Origin of the sequence: Aeromonas sp. 102P, from assembly GCF_051920345.1 — a bacterium.
GTDB classification, from domain to species: Bacteria; Pseudomonadota; Gammaproteobacteria; order Enterobacterales; family Aeromonadaceae; genus Aeromonas; species Aeromonas veronii.
Genome location: NZ_JBQBCZ010000001.1, coordinates 3,425,479 through 3,445,447 on the forward strand (window position 1 = coordinate 3,425,479; position 19,969 = coordinate 3,445,447).

12 protein-coding genes are annotated in these 19,969 nt (G+C 61.5%); 5 read left to right on the forward strand and 7 right to left on the reverse strand.

Annotated features, from left to right (window positions below; genetic code table 11):
- The 3 genes from ACTG1K_RS16020 to ACTG1K_RS16030 form a co-directional block, all read right to left on the reverse strand.
- Positions 1 to 4,884: an alpha-2-macroglobulin family protein gene (locus tag ACTG1K_RS16020; RefSeq protein WP_440006003.1), complete on the reverse strand. Its 4,884-nt coding sequence runs from the start codon at positions 4,882 to 4,884 to the stop codon at positions 1 to 3.
- Positions 4,885 to 5,049: 165 nt separating this feature from the next.
- Positions 5,050 to 5,709, reverse strand: a complete 660-nt coding sequence (locus ACTG1K_RS16025; RefSeq protein WP_440006005.1) for a DedA family protein — start codon at positions 5,707 to 5,709, stop codon at positions 5,050 to 5,052.
- Between the two features lie 215 nt (positions 5,710 to 5,924).
- Positions 5,925 to 7,613: an FAD-dependent oxidoreductase gene (locus ACTG1K_RS16030; protein ID WP_005344666.1), complete on the reverse strand. Its 1,689-nt coding sequence runs from the start codon at positions 7,611 to 7,613 to the stop codon at positions 5,925 to 5,927.
- A gap of 135 nt (positions 7,614 to 7,748) precedes the next feature.
- Here ACTG1K_RS16030 and ACTG1K_RS16035 point away from each other — a divergent pair, with 135 nt between their 5' ends.
- The 3 genes from ACTG1K_RS16035 to ACTG1K_RS16045 all read left to right on the forward strand — a co-directional run bounded on the left by ACTG1K_RS16035 (position 7,749) and on the right by ACTG1K_RS16045 (position 12,277).
- A complete protein-coding gene (locus ACTG1K_RS16035) occupies positions 7,749 to 10,685 on the forward strand; it encodes a sensor domain-containing phosphodiesterase (RefSeq protein WP_440006007.1) in 2,937 nt (978 codons plus the stop codon).
- Between the two features lie 65 nt (positions 10,686 to 10,750).
- The gene (gene pflA, locus ACTG1K_RS16040; protein ID WP_005333994.1) at positions 10,751 to 11,548 is read left to right on the forward strand and encodes a pyruvate formate lyase 1-activating protein; all 798 of its coding nucleotides are present in this window, start codon (positions 10,751 to 10,753) and stop codon (positions 11,546 to 11,548) included.
- Between the two features lie 87 nt (positions 11,549 to 11,635).
- Positions 11,636 to 12,277: an energy-coupling factor ABC transporter permease gene (locus ACTG1K_RS16045; protein WP_257699128.1), complete on the forward strand. Its 642-nt coding sequence runs from the start codon at positions 11,636 to 11,638 to the stop codon at positions 12,275 to 12,277.
- Positions 12,278 to 12,361: 84 nt separating this feature from the next.
- On the opposite strand, the gene ACTG1K_RS16050 is transcribed toward ACTG1K_RS16045, so the two are convergent.
- Together ACTG1K_RS16050 and ycfP are read right to left on the reverse strand one after the other, a co-directional pair.
- The gene (locus ACTG1K_RS16050) at positions 12,362 to 13,654 is read right to left on the reverse strand and encodes an NAD(P)/FAD-dependent oxidoreductase (protein WP_158109325.1); all 1,293 of its coding nucleotides are present in this window, start codon (positions 13,652 to 13,654) and stop codon (positions 12,362 to 12,364) included.
- 74 nt (positions 13,655 to 13,728) lie between these two features.
- Positions 13,729 to 14,268, reverse strand: coding sequence for an alpha/beta hydrolase YcfP (ycfP, locus tag ACTG1K_RS16055; protein WP_005334000.1), 540 nt, complete (start codon positions 14,266 to 14,268; stop codon positions 13,729 to 13,731).
- Positions 14,269 to 14,773: 505 nt separating this feature from the next.
- On the opposite strand from ycfP, the gene ACTG1K_RS16060 reads away from it, so the two are divergent.
- Positions 14,774 to 16,180, forward strand: coding sequence for a nucleobase:cation symporter-2 family protein (locus ACTG1K_RS16060; protein ID WP_440006010.1), 1,407 nt, complete (start codon positions 14,774 to 14,776; stop codon positions 16,178 to 16,180).
- 63 nt (positions 16,181 to 16,243) lie between these two features.
- Here ACTG1K_RS16060 and ACTG1K_RS16065 read toward each other — a convergent pair whose 3' ends face one another.
- On the reverse strand, positions 16,244 to 18,040 hold the full coding sequence (locus ACTG1K_RS16065) for a M3 family oligoendopeptidase (RefSeq protein ID WP_440006012.1): 1,797 nt from the start codon (positions 18,038 to 18,040) through the stop codon (positions 16,244 to 16,246).
- A 122-nt stretch (positions 18,041 to 18,162) separates the two neighbouring features.
- Positions 18,163 to 19,083, reverse strand: a complete 921-nt coding sequence (locus ACTG1K_RS16070) for a DUF808 domain-containing protein (protein ID WP_076492155.1) — start codon at positions 19,081 to 19,083, stop codon at positions 18,163 to 18,165.
- Positions 19,084 to 19,334: 251 nt separating this feature from the next.
- On the opposite strand from ACTG1K_RS16070, the gene ACTG1K_RS16075 reads away from it, so the two are divergent.
- Positions 19,335 to 19,937, forward strand: a complete 603-nt coding sequence (locus ACTG1K_RS16075) for a DUF924 family protein (protein WP_440006014.1) — start codon at positions 19,335 to 19,337, stop codon at positions 19,935 to 19,937.
- Positions 19,938 to 19,969 lie beyond the last annotated feature (32 nt).

The following is a 19,969-nucleotide window of genomic DNA, read 5'->3' on the forward strand; positions in this document are numbered from 1 at the left end:
TTACTCAGAGATGATCACCTCATGGATATCCTCACCCACAGCCCGCAGCTCGGGGCGGTACATATCCTCCACCTGGGTCGGCGGCACCTGATAGCGACCCGGCGTCACCGCCCGCATCAGGTAGACCAGTTGCTGGTTGCTCCCCTCGCTCAGATCCAGCGCCGCCGTGTAGCGGTCATCGCGAAACTCCTGATGCTTGAGATAGTCGTTCCACTCGCTCTGCCACGCCGGTTTCCCCTCAATGGAGAGCTCTTCCAGCTTGATGCTGTTGCCAAGGGCCGGGTTCTCCAGCTCGAAGCCAGCGGGCACCATCTCCACCAGCAGGGCATCGGGCACCGCCGATTCGCTACTGACGTTGAGCCGCACCACCACCAGATCGCCCACCTTCACCTTGGCGGGATCAAACGGCTGACCGTCGCTGTTGAACCAGCTGCGGGTCACGCTCATCCCCTTGCTGATCCGTGCCGGTGCCTGTTCGGGGTAACCTACCAGTGTGCGCTGTACATAGAGGGACCCCCTGCCCTCGTTGGTGACGGAGCTCGCCGCCAGCGCCTCGGGGGCGCCCTGCTGCAGCGGAGCCGAACCGCTCAGGGATCCACTGCCAAGAGAGGAGGTTACCCTGGCCTGCCAGTCGGCGGCCGGATCGAAGCGGGCGAGTCGCAGCAGGGCGAGCCGCTCCTGAGTGCTGAGCCACTGACGATGTGCCAGGGTATCGGCTACCTTGGCACTGAGGGCTGGCCAGCGCTCCGCAGCCAGCTTGTGCTGGCGCAGCAAGGAGAGCTCAAGGGCTTCATCGCGCAGCGGCGAGCCGTAATCCCCGAGATAGTCATCACCGCGCTCGGTCGCCAATGCCCGGCTGAGGGCCTTGGCGGCGTTCTGCTCATCTCCCATGGCCGAGAGTGCCAGCGAGAGGTGCAAGAGCGGCAAACCGGAGCGGGCGTGATCGGCCTGCTGCTCCCAGATAAGGCGCAGGGTAGCGAGCGGCGCCTTGCCCACCCGGGCCAGCACATAGGCGCTGTAAGCCTGATAGGCCAACCGGCTGTGCTCGGGGGCACTGCTCCAGCGCTCACCATACTGACTGTCGGTGAGATAGCTTTGCAGCCGGTTCAGCGCCTGATTGAGCATTGCCTCCGGCACAGCGTCGCCTGCCTCCTTGCGCGCCAGCAGGTAGTCGGCGGCATAGGCGGTGAGCCACTGCTCTTCGTCAGAGCGACCATCCCAGAGGCCAAACCCGCCGCTTGGTAGTTGCAACCGCTGCAACCGTTGCAGCAGGGCGCGCTGCACATCCGCCTCACTCGCCGCTTTCTTGCCCTCTGCGGGTTTGCTCCAGGCGGCCCGCTCATCGGCCGTGGTCAGCAAGTAAGGCCAGGCACGGGACAAAGTCTGCTCCAGACAGGCATAGGGGTAATCGGCCAGCGCCTGCCACTGGGCTGCCGGATCCCAGGGCGGAGTGCCGGAGAGGCTGAGCAGCCCCTGCAGGTTGGCACGATCCAGCCCGGCCAGCTCAGCTGGCGCAAAGCTCATCTGCTGACCGGAGGCCAGCATCTGGTAGCGCTGGCGAGTCTCGGCCGGCCAGGGGGAGCGCAGCGGCAGAGTCCAGTCGCGGCTGATGGCAAAATCCTTGCCGCTGGCCGCCAACTGCAGGCTTGCCACGCCGCTTGCCCCGGTCACGGTGAGCGGCAGGGTCAGCCACTGCTCCTCGCCATTTTTAAGGGAAAGGGTGCCGGGCAGCTCACCGTTTGCTTTCAGCCCGCCATTGAGGGTCCAGGCAAGGGAGAGGGTCTGATCCTCGCCGCTCATGTTGCGCAGCTGCACCAGCGCCCGGGTCTCATCCCCTCTGGCGCCAAAGCGCGGCCAGCCAATCTCGGCCACCAAGGGCGCCACCACCTTGACGGCGCGCTCGGCCTCCCCGACTTGCTGTTCGTTCCAGGCCAGCGCCATCAGCGCCAACTCGCCATTGAAGTTGGGCAGATCGAGCGGGATCACCGCCTTGCCCTGCTCGTCAAAACTCACCTCGCCGCTCCAGAGTGCAGCTATTTCGACCCGGCTCTCCAGCGCACCGCCCTTTTTCAGCGGCGCCCGGTCACCCCCGTAGTTGAGGCGGGCCAGCTTGCCATCTTGCGGCGGGATCACCTGGCCATAGTTGTCGAACAAATCTTGGGCGAAGCGCTTGCGACCAAAGAAGATCTCGAACGGGTCGAGCGGCTGATAATCGCTGATGTTGAGCACGCCCCGATCCACCGCGGCCAGCACCACGCGGCCCTGACTGTTGGGGGTGGAGGTGGCGGTCACCTCCAGCCGGGTGAGCGGCACCGCTTTGTCCGGCGCGCTCAGGGTAAGCGGCAGACGGCGCGCTTCCCGATCCAGGGTGAGCGGCACCAGGCCGACCGAGCGCAGGCTCTGCCCCTGCTGCTTGCCGACTGGTTTGGAGGCGCTGTCTGGCGCGGCGATCTGGGCCGAGATATGCAAGTCATGGCGCTGCCACTCGGGACTGACCGGGATCTCGAACTCGCCGCGGGCATCCTTGGCATCACCGCCGGCCCCCTTGAGCTCGATACGCTGCCACCAGCGCAGGCCGTCGCCATCTTCCACCAGCAACAACCCCTTGCCGGGGCGCGGGGCCACCAGCGTCACTTTGGCCTTGTCGCCCGCCTGATAGGCGCGCTTGTCGAGGGTGATGGCAATCTTGTCAGGCCGCGCCTGCTCGCCACCGCCGCCCCAGGCGTAACTGCCGATCTCAACCCGCAGGCTGGATTGATGGCCCTGACTGTTCTCCACCTCCAATCGATACCAGCCCGCGGCGAGTTGCAAGCTTAGGGGGGTCGGCCCCTTGCCATCCAGCTGCAGGGTCTGCTCCTGCTCCAGATAAGGCTGGCTGTTGAACTCGTACTTCCACCCCTCGCCATCGGCGTAGTGCCAGTAGTAGTCGCGGTACTCGTTGATAAGGCGCACCTTCACCGCCCCCGCCACCGGTTGACCTTGCTCATCGAGGTTGAGGATCTGGAAGGGGAGCGGCTTGCCCCCTTCCACCCGATCCGCCACGAAATCGGCCTTGAGTGCCGGCCACTGGCTGCCCGCAGGCCAGCCATACTGGGTGCGGCTGCGATTGACGGCGCGGCCACCGGGCTCGGAGAGCGACACCCGATAGGCCACCTCCAGCGGCCCGAGGGTTCGCACCCCATCGAGCTCATCAGCAAGCGAAAAAGTCCCCTGCCCCTGCGCATCGAGGGTGAGATTGAGGGGCTCGAGATCCTTGGCCTGCTCGGCGAGCAGCACATCCCCCAAAGTGAACTCCTGCCACTGGGTAAAGGGCATGGTGGCGCGGCTGATCTTCACCTCCGCCTTCGCCTTGGTGGCGCTCGCCGGTGCACCGTAGAGATAGTCCCCCTGCAGTGGCAGAGTCAGGGCGGCGTCCAGATCCGTGACTTCACCATCCGGCCCCTTGCCAAGCTGCAGTTTGAGCCGCTCCGGCAAAAACTCCTCCACCAGAAAAGGCCACTCGAAACGACTGCCGGCGGCGGTCTTGAGGTTGATGGTCCAGCGCCCGAGCGGCGCATCGTCCGGCAGGCGCAGACCGTAGTGGGCCGCGCCAAGATTGTCCGGTAGCAGCCGCTTTTGTTCGAGCAGCTGACCATCCGGCTGTTTCACCTCCAGCTCCACTGCCATACCGGGCAACAGCTGGCCATCCTGCCCCTTGAGCAGGATCTCGCTGTCGAGCCGCTCGCCGGGGCGATAAAGGTCTCGCCCGCTAAAGAGATACAACTGCTGGGCCTGCCAGGGCTGGGTGCCGAGATCGAAGGTGGAGAGGTCGAGCGCAGCCCCATCGAGACGCAGCACCGCCAGATGGTTGCCCTGCTCGGCCAGCAGCAAGCGAGCACCCTGCACCTGATCGAAGCGGCGATGGCCCTGTGGATCCGTGGTTTGCACCTGCAGCCGGTTGCCTTTCTCGTCGAGCAGGGAGAGCTGCACATCCTTGAGCGGGTCGGCGCTGGCCAGGGAACTCACGAACACCTCCAGCTGATCGCGGTAACGGCGGGCACTGAGCCCCATGTCGCTCACCGCAAAATAGGTGGTCTCCTTGCGCCAGTCGTAGTTGCCAAGGGGCGACATCACCGCAAAGTAGACGCCAGCCTCAGCCAGCTGCGGCTCCTTCACATTGATGAGGCGGGTCTCGCGCCGGTTGGCATCGAGCTCCAGCGCATAGCGGCCGCTGAATACCCGCTTGGCCCGCTGGGTGATCTGCTCAAGCTCCCAGTTGCCCATGCCGGAACCGGGACGATACTCGGCCAGGAAACGGGGCAGGTATTCGGCATCGACCCGAAAGAAGTCGATATTGACCTCATCCACATTGACCGCGCTGATGGGCAGGCGCAGCTCTTGGCGCAGCGGCAATACCATGCCACTGGCGGTAAAGGAGGCTCCCGCCTCCAGCGGCCGGGTCTTGAGGGTCCAGCTCTGAGGGGATGGGCCCAGCCCCGCCTTGAGGCTCACTTCATAGCTTTTATCGGGCTGCACGTTCGGGAAATAGAGGGTGCGACCATCGTCGGCGAGGATCCACTCCCCCTGCACCTGCTTGCCCCCCTCACTGACCCCGAGCCAGCTCTGCCAATTGGCCTTGGGCGACAGGGGGCCGGAGAAGACCAGCGCCAGCGCCGGGGCATCCCGATATTGGCGGGCATTGGCCTGCACTACAGAAGTTGGCGCCCCGGCCTCCTGCTGGGCTGTGGATTCTGTGGTCGATATTTGGCTGGTGGGCTTGGCAGGGCCGCAGCCAGACAGCAAACCGACCACCCCGCAAAGCAGCAGGGTTGACCAGCGGCGGCGCAGAGCGCCAGTTTCAGCGGTAGAGCGGTGAGAAGCAGAGGGAGAGTCGAAGAGGCGCATAGGTTCCATCCCGAGTTGGAGCGCTGCAAACGCAGCGTGGCTGGAAACAGGATAAGGCATCCTGCTCACCCGACACAAAGCTCATTACCCGAATGGGCACAATTCCGCCCCCCTGCAGCACGAGAACCCCCTTGCCCACTGATCCAGTGCGGCAAGAGTTGTCATCTAGTCATGGCTGGTCTCATTTTTCGCTCCGCCTTTGAACCAGCGAAACAGGATGGCCATGACGGCCGCCAGAAACAGCACCAGCGAGGTAATCAGCAGGGCCCGGGTCAACAGTTCGCTGTGGTGGAGGAAGAAGGGGGTATTCATCGCCAGCTTGCCCACCAAACTGAGGCAGAGCGCCCACATAAAGGCACTGGCAAAGCTGGCCACGCACATCCGCAGCACGCTCAAGCGGCCAATCCCCATCAGCATGGGGGTCAGCACCCGCACGAACGGGATAAAACGGGAGGAGAACATCGCCAGAAAACCGTACTTTTTCAGCAGCCGGGTCGCCTTGGGCAGGCTGTCGGGAGGCAACATCCGTTCGATATGATCCATAAAGCAGGTGCGCTGCAGGGCCCGTCCCTGCCAGTAGGCGAGCACGGAACCTATGCCAGCAGCCAACGGCAGATAGACAAGAGTCACTTCGGGGCCAAACACCCCCATGCCCACCAACCCACCGGCCAGCAGTACCAGGCTGTCCCCCGGCAGGGGCAGGAAGACGAATGCGGACTCCAGCAGCAGTACCAGCATCAGACAACTGTTCAGCAGGGGTACCGCCTGCATCTGAACCAGGGCGTCAAAATCCTGATGCCAAATGGCCATCAGCATATCCAGCATGTCACTCTCCCTACTACACGGTTCATCATGAACGAGGCAGGGGTTATAGCACCCATCCCCTGAACAAAACGTTAATTTTGTCCGGCACAGGAAATAAAGTGTGTCGAAATATTGCAGCAACGAGGGGAATGCAAGAAGGGCGAAAAGCAGAAACAAAAAGCCCCTCATCTTGCACGCACAAGGGAGAGGGGCAAACAGGCACAGAAATAAAACGGTTACTCGGCGGTGGCCATCTGCCAGGTTTTGAAGCCGCCGGAGAGATTCTTCACTTTAAAGCCGTGCTGACTCAGCAGGCGGCAAGCGACGTGACCACGCAGCCCGACCTGACAGCTGATCAGCAGCTCTTTCTCTTTGGGCAGCTCATGGAGGCGGCCACGCAACTCGTCGAGGGGGATATGCAGCGCCCCCGGAATGCGGCCCAGCTTGTCGAGCTCGGGGCCATTGCGCACATCCACCACCAGCTGATGGGGGTTACGAGCCTGTACCTCGGCCACGTGGCAGAGCAGGGTGTCCCCCTTCAGGTGGTTGCTTGCCACGAAGCCCGCCATGTTGATCACATCCTTGGCCGATCCAAAGGGCGGCGCATAGGTGAGCTCCAGATCCTGCAGATCAAACACGGTGAGACCGGCACGCTGGGCCACCGCCAGCACGTCGATGCGCTTGTCGATGCCATCCTTGCCGATGGCCTGGGCGCCATAAATCTTGCCATCCGGGGCAAACAGCAGCTTGAGGCTGACCGGATGGGCGCCCGGGTAGTAACCGGCGTGGCTGCCCGGGTGGACATAAACCTTCTCGAACGGCAATCCCAGTTGCACCAGTCGCTTCTCGTTGAGGCCGGTGCTGGCCACCGCCAGATCGAACAGCTTGCAGATGGCGGTGCCTTGGGTCTTCTTGTAGGTTTCGCTTCGGCCCAGCATGTTGTCGGCAGCGATGCGCCCCTGCCGGTTGGCGGGGCCCGCCAGCGGGATCAGCACAGATTCGCCTGTGACGAAGTCAATCTCTTCCACCGCATCCCCCACCGCGTAGATGAAGGGATCCGAGGTACGCATCCCGGCATCCACCTTGATGCCGCCCCGTGGGCCCAGCTCCAGCCCCGCCTTGGCGGCGAGCAGGGTTTCCGGCTTGACGCCGATGGCGAGGATCAAGAGACCGGTATCAAGATGGGAACCGTCATTGAGGGTCAGGCGCAGGCCACCGCTTTTGGCGGTCGGTACGGCGGAGGTCTTCTCGGCAGGCAGATCCAGACTCTCGATGGCGGTGAGGCCGGTGCGCAGGCGAAGGTCGATCCCCTCTTCCCGGATGCGGGCATGGAGCATGTTGGCCATCTCCTTGTCCACCGGAGCCATCACCTGATCGGCCAGCTCCAGCAGGGTGACATCCAGCTTGCGCTGATGCAGCGCCTCCATCATCTCCAGCCCGATAAAGCCGCCACCCACCACGGTAACGTGGCGCGGCTGATCGTGATGCAGGGCCGCCAGAATGCGATCCATGTCCGGGATGTTGCGCAGGGTATAGACATGGGGGCTGTCGATACCGGGGAAGGGAGGACGGATCGGCGCCGCCCCCGGGCTCAGCAGCAGCACATCGTAATGCTCGCGCTGCTCTTCACCGGTTTGCAGGTTGCGCACCAGCAAGGTCTTGCCCGCCTTGTCGATCTCAATCACATCGTGGAAGACCCGCACATCGACGTTGAAACGGCGCTTGAAACTCTGGGGAGTCTGCAGCAGCAAGGCATCCCGGTCGGGGATATCGCCCCCGATGTGATAGGGCAGACCGCAGTTGGCGAAGCTGACAAACTCGCCCCGCTCGAACATCACGATCTCTGCCTCTTCACTCAAACGACGAGCACGAGCCGCCGCCGATGCGCCCCCCGCGACACCACCGATAATCAGGATCCGTTTCATCTGCAAGACTCCTCATACATGATAATGGGCAATAAATTAGACTTTTCTAATTTAGAATTCAATGAAATTTTGTTTCACACCATTTTGCAGTATTCTTGCAACCCCGACGGTTGCTTAACAGGATGTTGTTTGTTCATGTCGTCTACCGCACTCAGTCATCTTCCTCCTGCCCTCCAGACGCCGCTCTTTTTCCGTCTGGACCTGCGCAGTCAACGGCTGGTCGCCCTGACCGACGTGATGCAAACCCCGCTCTACTGGCTCGACGAGCCGCGTGCTCCCTGGCCTGCCCAGCTGCCCGATGCCCTGCGCCTGCCCATCGAACAACTGCTGGCCAACGGCCATGGCGGCAAGATCACCGTGCGCTTTGCCAGCCAGCTCTGGCACATCGCCCTCGCTCACGAGCAGGATGGCTTCTGGCTCATCTGTCTGCAGAACCTTCGTCAGGAGCCCATCGCCGATCTGGCATTGCAACTGCCGCGCCTCAGCCAGATGGCGAGCCAGCAACAGTATGCGCCCCTGCTCGAGGCCCTTAAAGAGAGCTTGGGGGCCGATCGGCTCATCCTCTGGCACTATCAGGCCAACGGCGATCTCGGCAGCGAACAACTCACCCCTGTGTTCACCCTGGGGGTCGAGGCGCTCTACCCCATTCGTGGTGACAGCCGCTATATCCGCGCCCTGCGTACCCGCAAAGCGTTGAGTTTCTCGGAGGCCACCCACCAGCCGATGCTGAGCAATCACCTCTATCTGACCAGTGCCGGTGTGCGCTCACGCCTTGATGGTGCCCTGCTGGAGCAGGACAAGCTGTTCGGGGTGCTGAGTCTGGAGTATCTCGATCCCACCCCGCTTAGCGAGGAGATGTTGCAGCTGGTGCGCAGCAGTGCCCAGCTGCTCGGCCACTGGCAACCGCAACCGGAAGAGCGCTGCGCCGAGCTGGCCCTCCCGCCCGAGCTGCACCAGCAGACCGGCATCGACTACTGCAAGACGCTGGTAAGCTGGGCCATGAGCGCCAGCGGTGCCCGGGTGGGCTGGATCGGCGAGTTCCAGCCCCGCGGTCAGGATCTCTGGATCATCCCCCGCTGCGTCATCAACGAGGAGATCTGCTCCACCCTCAAGCCCATCCAGCTCGACCCCGGCCCCGCTCAGGAGCTGTTCCAGCATGGTCAGGCCATCTATGTGGAAGATCTGCCCGTGCGCTATCCCAAGGCGACCCGGCTGCTGGCCCTCAATGCCAGCGCCTACATCGGCATTCCACTCCATGGCCAGAGCGGCGCCCCCATTGGCCAGATCACCCTGCTGCTCGATACCCCCCTTGAGGAGCCCGAGCCCCTGCTGGATCTGTTGAGCAGCCAGCACGAGCGGGCCGCCATCGAACTCAAGCGCCTCGCCACCGACGATGCCCTGCGACTGGCCGAGGTAGCCTTTAATACCCACGATGGGCTGATCGTGATGGATCACAACGGCATCATCCTCAAGGTCAACCACTCCTTCAGCCGGATCACCGGATTTGGCGAGGTAGAGGTTATCGGTCACTCCATTCGCAAGCTGCGCCCCACCTACTACGGGGATCATCTCAAGGAGGATGTCAGCCGCACCGTCAACGAGCAGGAGTTCTGGCTTGGGGAAGAGCGCTGCCTGCACAAGGATGGTCACCTCTTTCCGGTGCGCTTGATGGTGAACGGCGTCAAGGATGAGCAGGGGGAGCTCAGCCACTTCATCTGCAGCTTCTACGACATCACACAGGAAAAAGAGGCGGCCAGACATATCGAGCAGCTCGCCTACTACGACGATCTCTGCGGTCTGCACAACCGGCGCAGCCTCAACCATATTTTGCAGCAGACCCTGAGCGCCCCCAACGGCCAGTGGGGCGCCCTGCTGCTGGTGGATCTCGACAACTTCAAGTCGATCAACGACTCCCTTGGTCACGCCTGCGGCGATCTGCTGCTGCAGGCCGTGGTGCAACGTTTCAGGGAGCTGCCCCAGGACAATCTGGTGCAGGCGCGCATCTCGGGGGATGAGTTTGCCCTGCTCTTTACCCAGCTCGGACAAGGCGAGGTCACCGCCAAAATTCTGGCAGAGCACTTCGCCCGCGAGCTGATGGGGCTGTTTCGCACCCCGTTTGACATCGGCGATCACAAGCTGCACTGCAGCGCCTCGGTGGGGATCAGCCTCTTCTCCGGCAACGAGATGGATCATCTGGTCCTGATGCAACAGGCCGACACCGCGACCCACATGGCAAAGCGCGCCGGTCAGGGCCACTACGTCTTTTTTACCGAGGCGATGGCCCAGCATGAGAAGAACCGGCTGACCCTCACCAATGAGCTGCGCGATGCCCTGCGTCACCACGAGCTGCAACTCCACTATCAACCGCAATACCGGGTCGACAATGGCTCGCTGTCGGGTATCGAGGCGCTGCTGCGCTGGCAGCGCAGCGACGGCACCATGGTGCCACCCGGGGAGTTTATCCCCATCGCCGAAGAGACCAGCCTGATCCTCGAGATCGGCTACTGGGTGATGAAGACCGCCTGCGCCCAATACAGCTTCTGGCTCAACCGTGGCCTGCAGATCCCCCATCTGTCGGTCAACGTCAGTGCCCGCCAGTTCCACACCCAGGGCTTCGTGCAACAGGTGGAGTACATCTTGCGCGACACCGGTGTGCCCCCCTCCCGCCTGCTGCTGGAGGTGACCGAATCGGTAGTCTTGGAGAATCGGCAGGAGAGTATTGCCAGAATGCGCCAGCTCAAGGAGCTCGGCATCCTCATCTCCATCGATGACTTCGGCACCGGCTACTCGTCTCTGGCCTATCTGCGGGATCTGCCCGCAGACGAGGTGAAGCTGGACAGAAGCTTCATTCAAACCCTGGTACACAGCGAACAGGACAGAGCCATCGTCAAGGCGATACTCGATCTGGCCCAGGTCTTCCGTTTTACCGTCACCGCCGAAGGGGTGGAAGAGGAAGCGCAGCTGACCATCCTCAAAGCACTGGGATGCCAGCATTATCAAGGGTTTCTCACCAGTCGGCCGCTCACCGTCAAGGGGCTGGAGCAGCTGCTTGGCAGCCGGGCGCCGGACTAAAGGTGTAGGATCAATAGGGGTTTATGTAATAAAATAACGGCCTGCTCGAATCGTTGGAGTTGTTTATGTCTGTCATTAATCGGATCCCTGCCGTTGAAATCAGCCAGCCAGCCGGAGCTCACGGCACCGTTGGCCGGATCCATTCCGTCGAAACCTGCGGCACTGTCGATGGCCCGGGAATACGCTTTATCGTATTCATGCAAGGCTGCCTGATGCGCTGCAAGTACTGCCACAACCGCGATACCTGGGATACCGAAGGTGGCCGCGAAGTGACCGTACCGGAGTTGATGAGTGACATCACCAGCTATCGCCACTTCATGAATGCCTCCGGCGGTGGCGTGACAGCGTCCGGCGGTGAAGCCATGCTGCAACCGGCTTTCATTACCGAACTTTTTACCGCCTGCAAAGAGAAAGGGATCCACACCTGTCTCGACACCAACGGCTTCGTCCGTCATCTCGACGAACAGGTGGACAAGCTACTCGACCAGACCGATCTGGTGCTGCTCGACATCAAACAGATCAATGACGAGAAACACATTCCGCTGACTCACGTCAGCAACAGATACACCCTGGAGTTTGCCCGCTATCTGGCGGCCAAAGGCAAGACCATGTGGATCCGCTACGTGGTGGTACCGACCTGGAGCGATGACGACGAGAGCGCCGAAGGGCTGGGCCAGTTCATCGCCGAGCTGGGCGAGAGCGTGGAGAAGGTGGAGCTGCTCCCCTACCATGAGCTGGGCAAACACAAGTGGGACGTGCTGGGCGATCCGTACGAGCTGAGCGGGATCAAGCCCCCCAGCAAGGAGACCATGGAACGGGTCAAGGGCATCCTCGGCAAGTACCACAACAACGTCAAATATTGATGGTAAAAGCAGGCTGACTCGTCAGCCTGCTCTGCTATGGGCGGTCGGGAAGACCGCCCGGACTCTACTGCATAAATGGACGACAAGATGAGTGAAGGACAACTCGCCGCCCTCCTGATCTGGCTGGTACTGCTGGCCTTCAGCCTGCGCCGCTCCCTGTGGCAAACCCTCTATGACAACCCCCTCTATCAGCACCTGCTGCTGGGGAGTGCCATCGCGCTGGTGCCGCTCTGGTATCTAAGGGCCGGTCTGCATGAGGGGCTGGAGGTCCATTTTCTCGGGCTCACCTCCCTCACCCTGCTGCTGGGCTGGCGACTGGCGTTGCTCGCCCCCTGCCTGACCCTGCTGGTGCTCGGTTACTTCGGTGTCACCAATCTGGCCGATTTTGGCTGGCAGGCACTGGTTGGCATCGCCCTGCCGGTAGCCACCAGCTGGCTGCTGTTTCTGGCCAGCTGGGCCTGGCTGCCGCGCCATCTCTTTGTCTATATCTTCGTGGCCGCCTTTCTCGGCGGCGCCATCACCATCTCGGTCAAGGTGGCCGCCAGTGCGTTGCTGATGGGGCTGAGTGACAGCTACCCCTGGCACACCATCACGGCGGATTACCTCTCCATCTGGCCACTGCTGTTGTTCCCCGAAGCCCTGCTCAACGGCATGGCGATGACGGTGCTGGCCATCTACCGCCCTCACTGGGTCAATACCTTCTTCGACCGTACCTATCTGGGCAAGTAACGCTCTCTTTCCTGATCTGCGCCCATAAAAAAGGAGAGGCCATCGCCTCTCCTTTTGGTATTCCGAATTCTGTCAAACCTTGGCTTAGTGCAGCTTCAGGGTCGGACGCAGCACACGGTTGATGCGACCCACCAGCATGATGAGGCCGGTCTTGACATAGCCGTGCAGGGCGATCTGGTGCATCCGGTAGAGGGAGATGTAGACCAGACGGGCAATGTAGCCCTCGACCATCATGGATCCACGCATCAGGTTGCCCATCAGGCTGCCCACGGTGGAGAAGCGGCTGAGGGAGACCAGCGAACCGTGGTCGTGGTAGAGGTAGGGCTTCATCTCGCCGCCGTTCATCTTGGCCAGAATGTTCTTGAACGCCTGGCTGGCCATCTGGTGGGCAGACTGGGCGCGCGGCGGCACAAACTTGCCATCCGGCTGCGGGCAGGCAGCGCAGTCACCGATAACGAAGATGCTCTCGTCACGGGTAGTCTGCAGGGTCTCTTTCACCACCAGCTGGTTGATGCGGTTCGTCTCAAGACCAGCGATATCCTTCATGAAGTCAGGTGCCTTGATACCGGCCGCCCACACCATCAGATCCGCTTCAATCAGCTCGCCATCCTTGGTGTGCAGACCGTCGCTGGTCGCTTCGGTGATCATGGTGGCGGTACGCACGTCCACACCCAGCTTGACCAGCTCCTGATGGGCGGCGCCGCTGATGCGCTCCGGCAGAGCCGGCAGAATGCGCGGGCCCGCTTCCACCAGGGTCACCTTCAGGCTGTCGGTGGTGAGGTTCTTGAAGCCGTAGGCGTAGAGCTGCTCGACCGCGTTGTAGAGCTCGGCAGAGAGCTCGACGCCGGTGGCGCCGCCGCCGACGATGGCAATCTTCACCTTATCGCCCGGCTTATATTCGGTGGCGAACTGCAAGAAGCGGTTCATCATGCTGTTGTGGAAACGGTGCGCCTGGGAGGGGCTATCGAGGAAAATACAGTTATCCTTGATGCCCTTGGTGTTGAAGTCGTTGGAGACAGAACCGATGGCCATCACCAGATAGTCGTAGGGCAGCTCGCGCTCGTTGACCACGATGTCGCCATTGTCGTCGTGGATCGGGGCCAGCACGATGCGTTTATCGTCACGCTTGATGTCGGTCAGGGTGCCGAGCTGGAAGTCGAAACCGTGGTTCTTGGCGTGAGACTGGTAGCTCAGGGCATCGATGCCCGCATCCATGGAGCCGGTGGCCACTTCGTGCAGCAGGGGTTTCCACAGGTGGGTGCGGTTGCGATCGACCAGAGTGATCTTGGCCTTGTTCTTCTTGCCAAGCTTGCGACCCAGACTGGTGGCCAGCTCCAGGCCACCGGCGCCGCCGCCTACAACGACAATATTCATCATGATGATTTTCCTCGGTTCCTCAAAACGAAAGGGAGCCATTGGCTCCCTAAAACGAAATCGGTCGACGTGATGGATCAGGCTTCTTTGAAGGCCTTCATCCGCTGCAGATGATGCGAGATATTTTTGAACTTATGAGTCTCGCGCTCATCCCACACGATGTCGTAATAGTTCTTCAATTCACGTTCAGTGTCCCGATTATCGCGCACTTCATCCTGAACGGAAAGGATACACAGGCAGTTTCCTGAATTTTTCTTACGAAATTCAGTTACACACTTGGTACCGATATCGTCATATTCTTCCGGCCGGTCGATCTTGCCCTGCATGTTCTCTTCCGGATGGAGGTTGGGGTTGAAGATCACCTGGCGAATGCCGCACAGAAAGCCGATCCGCTCGCTCCAGTAGCCACCAAGACCCACGCCGCAGATCAGCGGTTTGGGATCGGTACTCATATCGAGCTGTTTTTTCACTTCCTTGAGCAGATGGCTCATATCATGACGGGGGTGAACCGTGCTGTAGTGCACGAAACGCACATCATCATCAATAAACTGCAACTGCAGCACTTTCTCGTGATTGCCTGGGCTGGTGGCATCAAAGCCATGCAGATAGATGATCATGGATAAGACCTCAGGATCTGTGTCGGTTTTATCGAAACTACCCCAGCGGCGGCCCCGTGCGCCACCAAAACATCTAACTTTCTTGCTTTGGATCACGCCCCCGCCCCCGATTGCGCCCTGCGGCCCGCGAGTGCCGTCACATGCAGAGGGGCGCATTGCGAGCAACGTTATGGTGCCCGACTATCAAAGTGAGATCGCCAGACCAATAATGATAAACCCCTTACCAATCTGAGATGCCCTCACCTCCTTCCCCTGCCAGCAGCCGGACACTTATCTGGCCGGTATGTGACTCATCCCGCAAAAACAAGGCGTTATCGCCAAACGTTTTCTCTCGTGAGCAGCGTTGTGCATGTTTTGTGCACTGACCCGTGCTGCCCCGGATCCCTCTCACTACTGCCGAGGGATCTGGCTCCTCTGTCAATACACGAGATCAATGACCGGGAAAGCTGCGGCTTTCACTATCTTGCCTGTAGCAGTTGCGCGGGCTTCAAGGAGTGATCTGTTCATGAACGAGACCAATCCCCCCTCCCCCCAACCAGGTGCGCGCAAGCGCCCGGTGGATGAAGTGGAGCGCATGCTCCCCATGGGCCAACTCTTTACCCTGGGCCTGCAACATGTGCTGGTGATGTACGCCGGCGCCGTGGCGGTGCCATTGGTGATTGGCGGCAGTCTGGGGCTGCCCAAGGATCAAATCTCCTACCTTATCAGTTCGGATCTCTTCTGCTGCGGCATCGTCACCCTGCTGCAATGTGTCGGGATTGGCCGCTTTGCCGGGATCCGGCTGCCGGTCATCATGTCGGTCACCTTTGCCGCCGTGATGCCCATGCTGGCCATCGGAGCCAACCCGGATCTGGGGCTGACGGGCATCTTCGGTGCCACCATCGCCGCCGGTATCATCTCGACCCTGCTGGTGCCGCTGATAGGTCGGCTGATGCCGCTCTTCCCCACCGTAGTGACCGGGGTGGTTATCACCTCCATCGGGATCAGCATCATGCAGGTGGGGATCGACTGGATGGCGGGAGGCAAGGGCAATCCGGAATATGGCAGCCTGCGCTACATCGGCACCAGCTTTCTGGTGCTCGTCTTTATCCTGCTGGTGACCCGCTTCACCAAGGGCTTTTTCAGCAATATCTCGGTGCTGCTGGGGATCATCTTCGGTTTCGTGGTGGCCATCGCCATGGGCGAAGTGAGCCTCGATGGCCTCGGCGAGGCAGCCTGGTTTGCCCCCATAGTGCCCTTCGCCTTCGGCTGGCCCACCTTCGATCCCATCTCCATCGCCACCCTGACGGTGATCATGCTCATCACCTTTATCGAATCCATGGGGATGTTTCTGGCCCTTGGCGACATCGTCGGCCATCCGGCCAGGCGCGGTGATATCGTACGCGGGCTGCGGGTGGATGGCATCGGCACCATTATTGGTGGAATATTCAACAGCTTCCCCCACACCTCGTTCTCCCAGAATATCGGTCTGGTGAGCGTGACCGGGGTATCGAGTCGCTGGGTCTGCGTGATGTCGGGGGGGATCCTGCTCGCCTTTGGCCTCATCCCCAAGATGTCGGTGCTGGTCGCCTCCATCCCGCCCTTCGTGCTGGGGGGCGCCGGTATCGTGATGTTCGGCATGGTGCTGGCCACCGGCATTCGCATCCTGGCGCGCACCGATTACAACAGCAACCGTCACAACCTCTATATCGTCGCCATCAGTCTCGGAATTGGCATGATCCCGACGGTCTCCGGGAATTTTTTCCAACAACTTCCGGCGCAGCTACAACCGCTTTTTCATAGCGGTATTCTGTTGGCCACCATCAGCTCGGTGCTGCTCAACCTCTTCTTCAACGGCTATCAGCCGGATCTGACTCACCAGACCCGCCCCCTGTTCGTTGGCCCCATCAAACCGCAGCAAGAACAGGCATAACAAACAGGCCCCCGGACAGAGAGACTGTCCGGGGGCCTGTTGTTCATATCACCGCTGACCCAATCAGGCAGGCAACTGTGCGAAGCGTTCTATCGCCTGCGCTACTTGTGCCAGACTCCCCTGCCAGAAGGCGGCCTCACGGATATCCTGCCCCAGATGCTTGGCTACCAGATCTTCGGCGCTCATCCGGCCGGTATCGCGCAACAAGGCACGATACGCCTCGGCAATGCCCTCTTTCCCCGCCGGCTTGCGGCTCATCAACTGCTGATAGACCCCGAGGCTGAACAGATAACCGAACAGATAGGGATAGTTGTAAAAGCCCAGCCCCGCGATGGAGAAGTGCGCCTTGGCCGCCCAGAACATGGGGTGATAGCGGGTCAGGCTCCCCTCATACCAGCGTCCCCACGCCTCGTCGGTCAACGCCTTGAGCCGCTCTGCCGACACATAACCCTGCGCCCGCTCGGCCACCAAGGCCTGCTCGAAATCGAAGCGAGCCGGGATATTGACCAGGAAGGTGGCCGCGCCGTCGGCCTCGGCCCAGGTGATGGCCAGCTGCTCTTCCGGGCTTTGCGCCTGCTCGAACAGGGCGCTGCGCACCAGGGTTTCGGCGAAGATGGAGGCGGTCTCCGCCAGCGTCATGGGGTAGCTGCGCTGACTCATCGGCAGATCGCGGATCACCCAGTTGTGCCAGGCGTGGCCCAGCTCATGGGCTAGCGTAATGACGTTGTCCATGGTACCGGCATAGGTAACGAAGACCCGCGGTTCGACCGGTTCGGCAAACTTGGTGCAGTAGGCGCCGGTGCGGCGATTTGGCGTGGGCGCCGCATCAATCCACCCCTTCTCGGCCATCATGCGGGCAAACGCCCCCATCTCGGGATCGAATCGGCTAAAGGCATCGGCAATCAACTCGATCGCCTCATCAAAAGGAATGTCACGGCTGCTGGAAGCTGGCGGCGGCGCAAAGAGATCCTCCGGCCCCAGATCGTCGAGACCAAGGCGCTCAGCCATCAGCCCCAGGGCGCGCTGACCCAACCCACGGGCTCGCCAGGTTTCGCTCATCAGGGCATCGAGGGTGGCACGCTCGATATGGCTCTGGTGGCAAGAGAGATCCAGCGCATCGAGCACACGGGTGTTGCCACGCTGACGGGCCAGCTCCAGCCGCCAGCCGTTGAGGGCATTGAGGATAGCGGCAACCGTCTCCTGCTCCCCTTCCCAACCGGCGCTGATGGCATCAAAGGCTTCTAAACGCAGCGCACGTATCGGGCTGGAGAGCAGATTGCTCGCCTCGGCCAGCCCCATCTCGCGGCCATCAATGGTCAAGCGGATCTTGCCCACCAGATCGTTGTAGAGGTTGCCCCAGGCGTGCAGGCCATCGGTGCCCAGACCGATCACCAGTTGCTCCGCCGCCACCGGCAGGCGCTGATCCTGCAAACGACGCTCGTGGCGCAGGCGGTACGCCTCCTCACCGAGCAGTGGATCACTCATCAGCGCGGCGAATTTCTCTTCCGGCAACGCCAGCATCAGATCTTCCACCGGCGCCAGGATCTTGAACAGATCGGCGTTGAGGGCGCGGGCACGGGACGCCAGCTGTTTGGCCTGCGGATCCCGCGCATCCTGACTGCCGCGGCATGCGGCCAGAATGGCGACGTTCCAGCCGATATGGCGAATATCACGGGCGCGCAGCCGCACTTCCCGCAAGAAATCCAGCAGCGCTGCGTCATCGTCGCGCACCCCGTCCAGACCCGCCATATAGCTGGCCAGCTCTTCCAGCGCGTGGCGGGCTGCGCGCATGTCCGCTTCCAGCTCGGTGCTGTCGAGGCCCGGGTAGATATGGTCGTTATTCCACTGTTGTTGATACATAGCTTCTCGCAAAGGCCTTTATCGGGAGGCGCAATAGACCTGCGGGCAGCAAGTCAGAGACCGTGCAACCCGAGGGCCAAAAAATGAAGAGAGGAAAAAGAGAAAATGGCCCGCAAGCTCGCTTATCCCTTGGCCGGGGCAAGACGGCTCACCAGCGTCATCACGGCAACCAGCAGCAGACCCGCCACCACACCGGCCACGGCGTTGAGCAGCGTCGGCGTCACCGCCGCCAGTACGGCCCCTACTGTTGGCAGGGTGGCGACAACAGCGGCTGCGCCTTCAATCAGGTGATGGGCAAAAGGCCAGCCATGCACCAGAATGCCACCACCCACCATAAACATGGCAATGGTGCCGACCAGTGCCAGCAGGTGCATCAGGCGGGGCGCCGTCACCAGCAGTCCCTGCCCCACCGCGCGGCGCAGGGCGCTGCCATCGGTTTTTTGCAGCAGATGCAGACCGATGTCATCGAGCTTGACGATCAGCCCCACCAACCCGTAGACCCCGATGGTCATCAGCAGGGCGATGCCCGCCACTACCGAGAGCTGCAGCGCGAGGCTTGCTCCCTGTACCGTGCCAAGGGCGATGACGATGATCTCGGCAGAGAGAATAAAATCGGTGCGGATCGCTCCCTTCACCTTCTGCTGCTCAAACGCGGCCAAATCATCGGGAATAGGAGCAGTGTGTGCCTCCCCCTCACTCGCCTCATGGGGCAGAAACTTGTGGGCCAGCTTCTCGGCCCCCTCAAAGCAGAGGTAAGCGCCTCCCAGCATCAAGAGAGGCGTGATAAGCCAGGGCACCAGGGCACTGATGGCGATGGCGGCGGGCACCAGAATCAGCTTGTTGCGAAATGACCCCTTGGCCACCGCCCACACCACCGGCAACTCCCGCTCGGCGCGCACCCCGGAGACCTGCTCCGCGTTGAGGGCCAGATCATCACCCAACACCCCGGCGGTCTTCTTGGCCGCCATCTTGGTCATCAGCGCCACGTCATCAAGCACGCTGGCAATATCATCGAGCAGGGCCAATAAACTGGTTCCGGCCATATCAAAGATTCCTTATATCAGTGAGAACAACCCCCGGGAGAGAGGTGTACGTCCCGATAACCACCAAGGTCAACAGGACCACCTCATGGCGATCGCAGGACATCATCGGCCGAGCCAAAAATCCGGCGCTCGCCATCGGGGGTTACGTCTTTCGGGCAAAAGATGGCACAGTGTAACGAGAAGCCGCCGTTTCGGCAGCACCCCTGAGCCATTTGTTCCTGGTTCCCTCTGAATCACCTCAAGGAGTTCCCATGCAACCCTGGCAACCTCTGATCGATTTCTGGTTTGGCGACGAGGCCGATGATGTCCTGCGGGCCACACGGCAAGCCCCGCTCTGGTGGGGGAAAAGCAGCGAAATGGATGCCCTGCTGGCCAAGCAATTTGGCGCGCAAGCAGAGGCGGCCGCCAACGGGGAGCTGGCCGACTGGGCCGATCTGCACCACGGCAGGCTGGCGCTGATCCTGCTGCTCGACCAGCTGCCCCGCAATATCCATCGCGGCACGCCTGCGGCCTTTGCCCGGGATCCGCTGGCAAGGGATCTCTGCCTGAAAGGGCTATCCATCGGGGCGGACAAATCCCTCTCGCCACTGGAGCGGGTCTTCTTCTATCTGCCGCTGGAACATGCCGAATCCCGCGAACAACAGGCCAGAAGTGTGGCGCTGTTCGAGGCACTCGCTGCCGAGCAGGCTGGCACACCGGCGCAGGCCACCTTTGCCGGATTTGCCGACTTTGCCCGCCGCCATCAGGTGATCATCGAACGCTTTGACCGCTTCCCCCACCGCAACGACATACTCGGTCGCACCAGCACACCGGAAGAGGCGGCATTTTTGCAGCAACCGGGCTCAGGCTTCTAAGCAAGCCATATAAAAAAATCCCCGCCAGCTGG

Excerpts from the sequence above, each read along its gene's own strand:
- ACTG1K_RS16065 (WP_440006012.1), bottom strand. The coding sequence starts at position 18,040 with ATGTATCAACAACAGTGGAATAACGACCATATCTACCCGGGCCTCGAC.
- ACTG1K_RS16045 (WP_257699128.1), top strand. The coding sequence starts at position 11,636 with ATGAGTGAAGGACAACTCGCCGCCCTCCTGATCTGGCTGGTACTGCTG.
- ACTG1K_RS16060 (WP_440006010.1), top strand. The coding sequence starts at position 14,774 with ATGAACGAGACCAATCCCCCCTCCCCCCAACCAGGTGCGCGCAAGCGC.
- ACTG1K_RS16035 (WP_440006007.1), top strand. The coding sequence starts at position 7,749 with ATGTCGTCTACCGCACTCAGTCATCTTCCTCCTGCCCTCCAGACGCCG.
- ACTG1K_RS16050 (WP_158109325.1), bottom strand. The coding sequence starts at position 13,654 with ATGATGAATATTGTCGTTGTAGGCGGCGGCGCCGGTGGCCTGGAGCTG.
- ACTG1K_RS16025 (WP_440006005.1), bottom strand. The coding sequence starts at position 5,709 with ATGCTGGATATGCTGATGGCCATTTGGCATCAGGATTTTGACGCCCTG.
- pflA (WP_005333994.1), top strand. The coding sequence starts at position 10,751 with ATGTCTGTCATTAATCGGATCCCTGCCGTTGAAATCAGCCAGCCAGCC.
- ACTG1K_RS16020 (WP_440006003.1), bottom strand. The coding sequence starts at position 4,884 with ATGCGCCTCTTCGACTCTCCCTCTGCTTCTCACCGCTCTACCGCTGAA.
- ycfP (WP_005334000.1), bottom strand. The coding sequence starts at position 14,268 with ATGATCATCTATCTGCATGGCTTTGATGCCACCAGCCCAGGCAATCAC.
- ACTG1K_RS16030 (WP_005344666.1), bottom strand. The coding sequence starts at position 7,613 with ATGAAACGGATCCTGATTATCGGTGGTGTCGCGGGGGGCGCATCGGCG.
- ACTG1K_RS16070 (WP_076492155.1), bottom strand. The coding sequence starts at position 19,083 with ATGGCCGGAACCAGTTTATTGGCCCTGCTCGATGATATTGCCAGCGTG.
- ACTG1K_RS16075 (WP_440006014.1), top strand. The coding sequence starts at position 19,335 with ATGCAACCCTGGCAACCTCTGATCGATTTCTGGTTTGGCGACGAGGCC.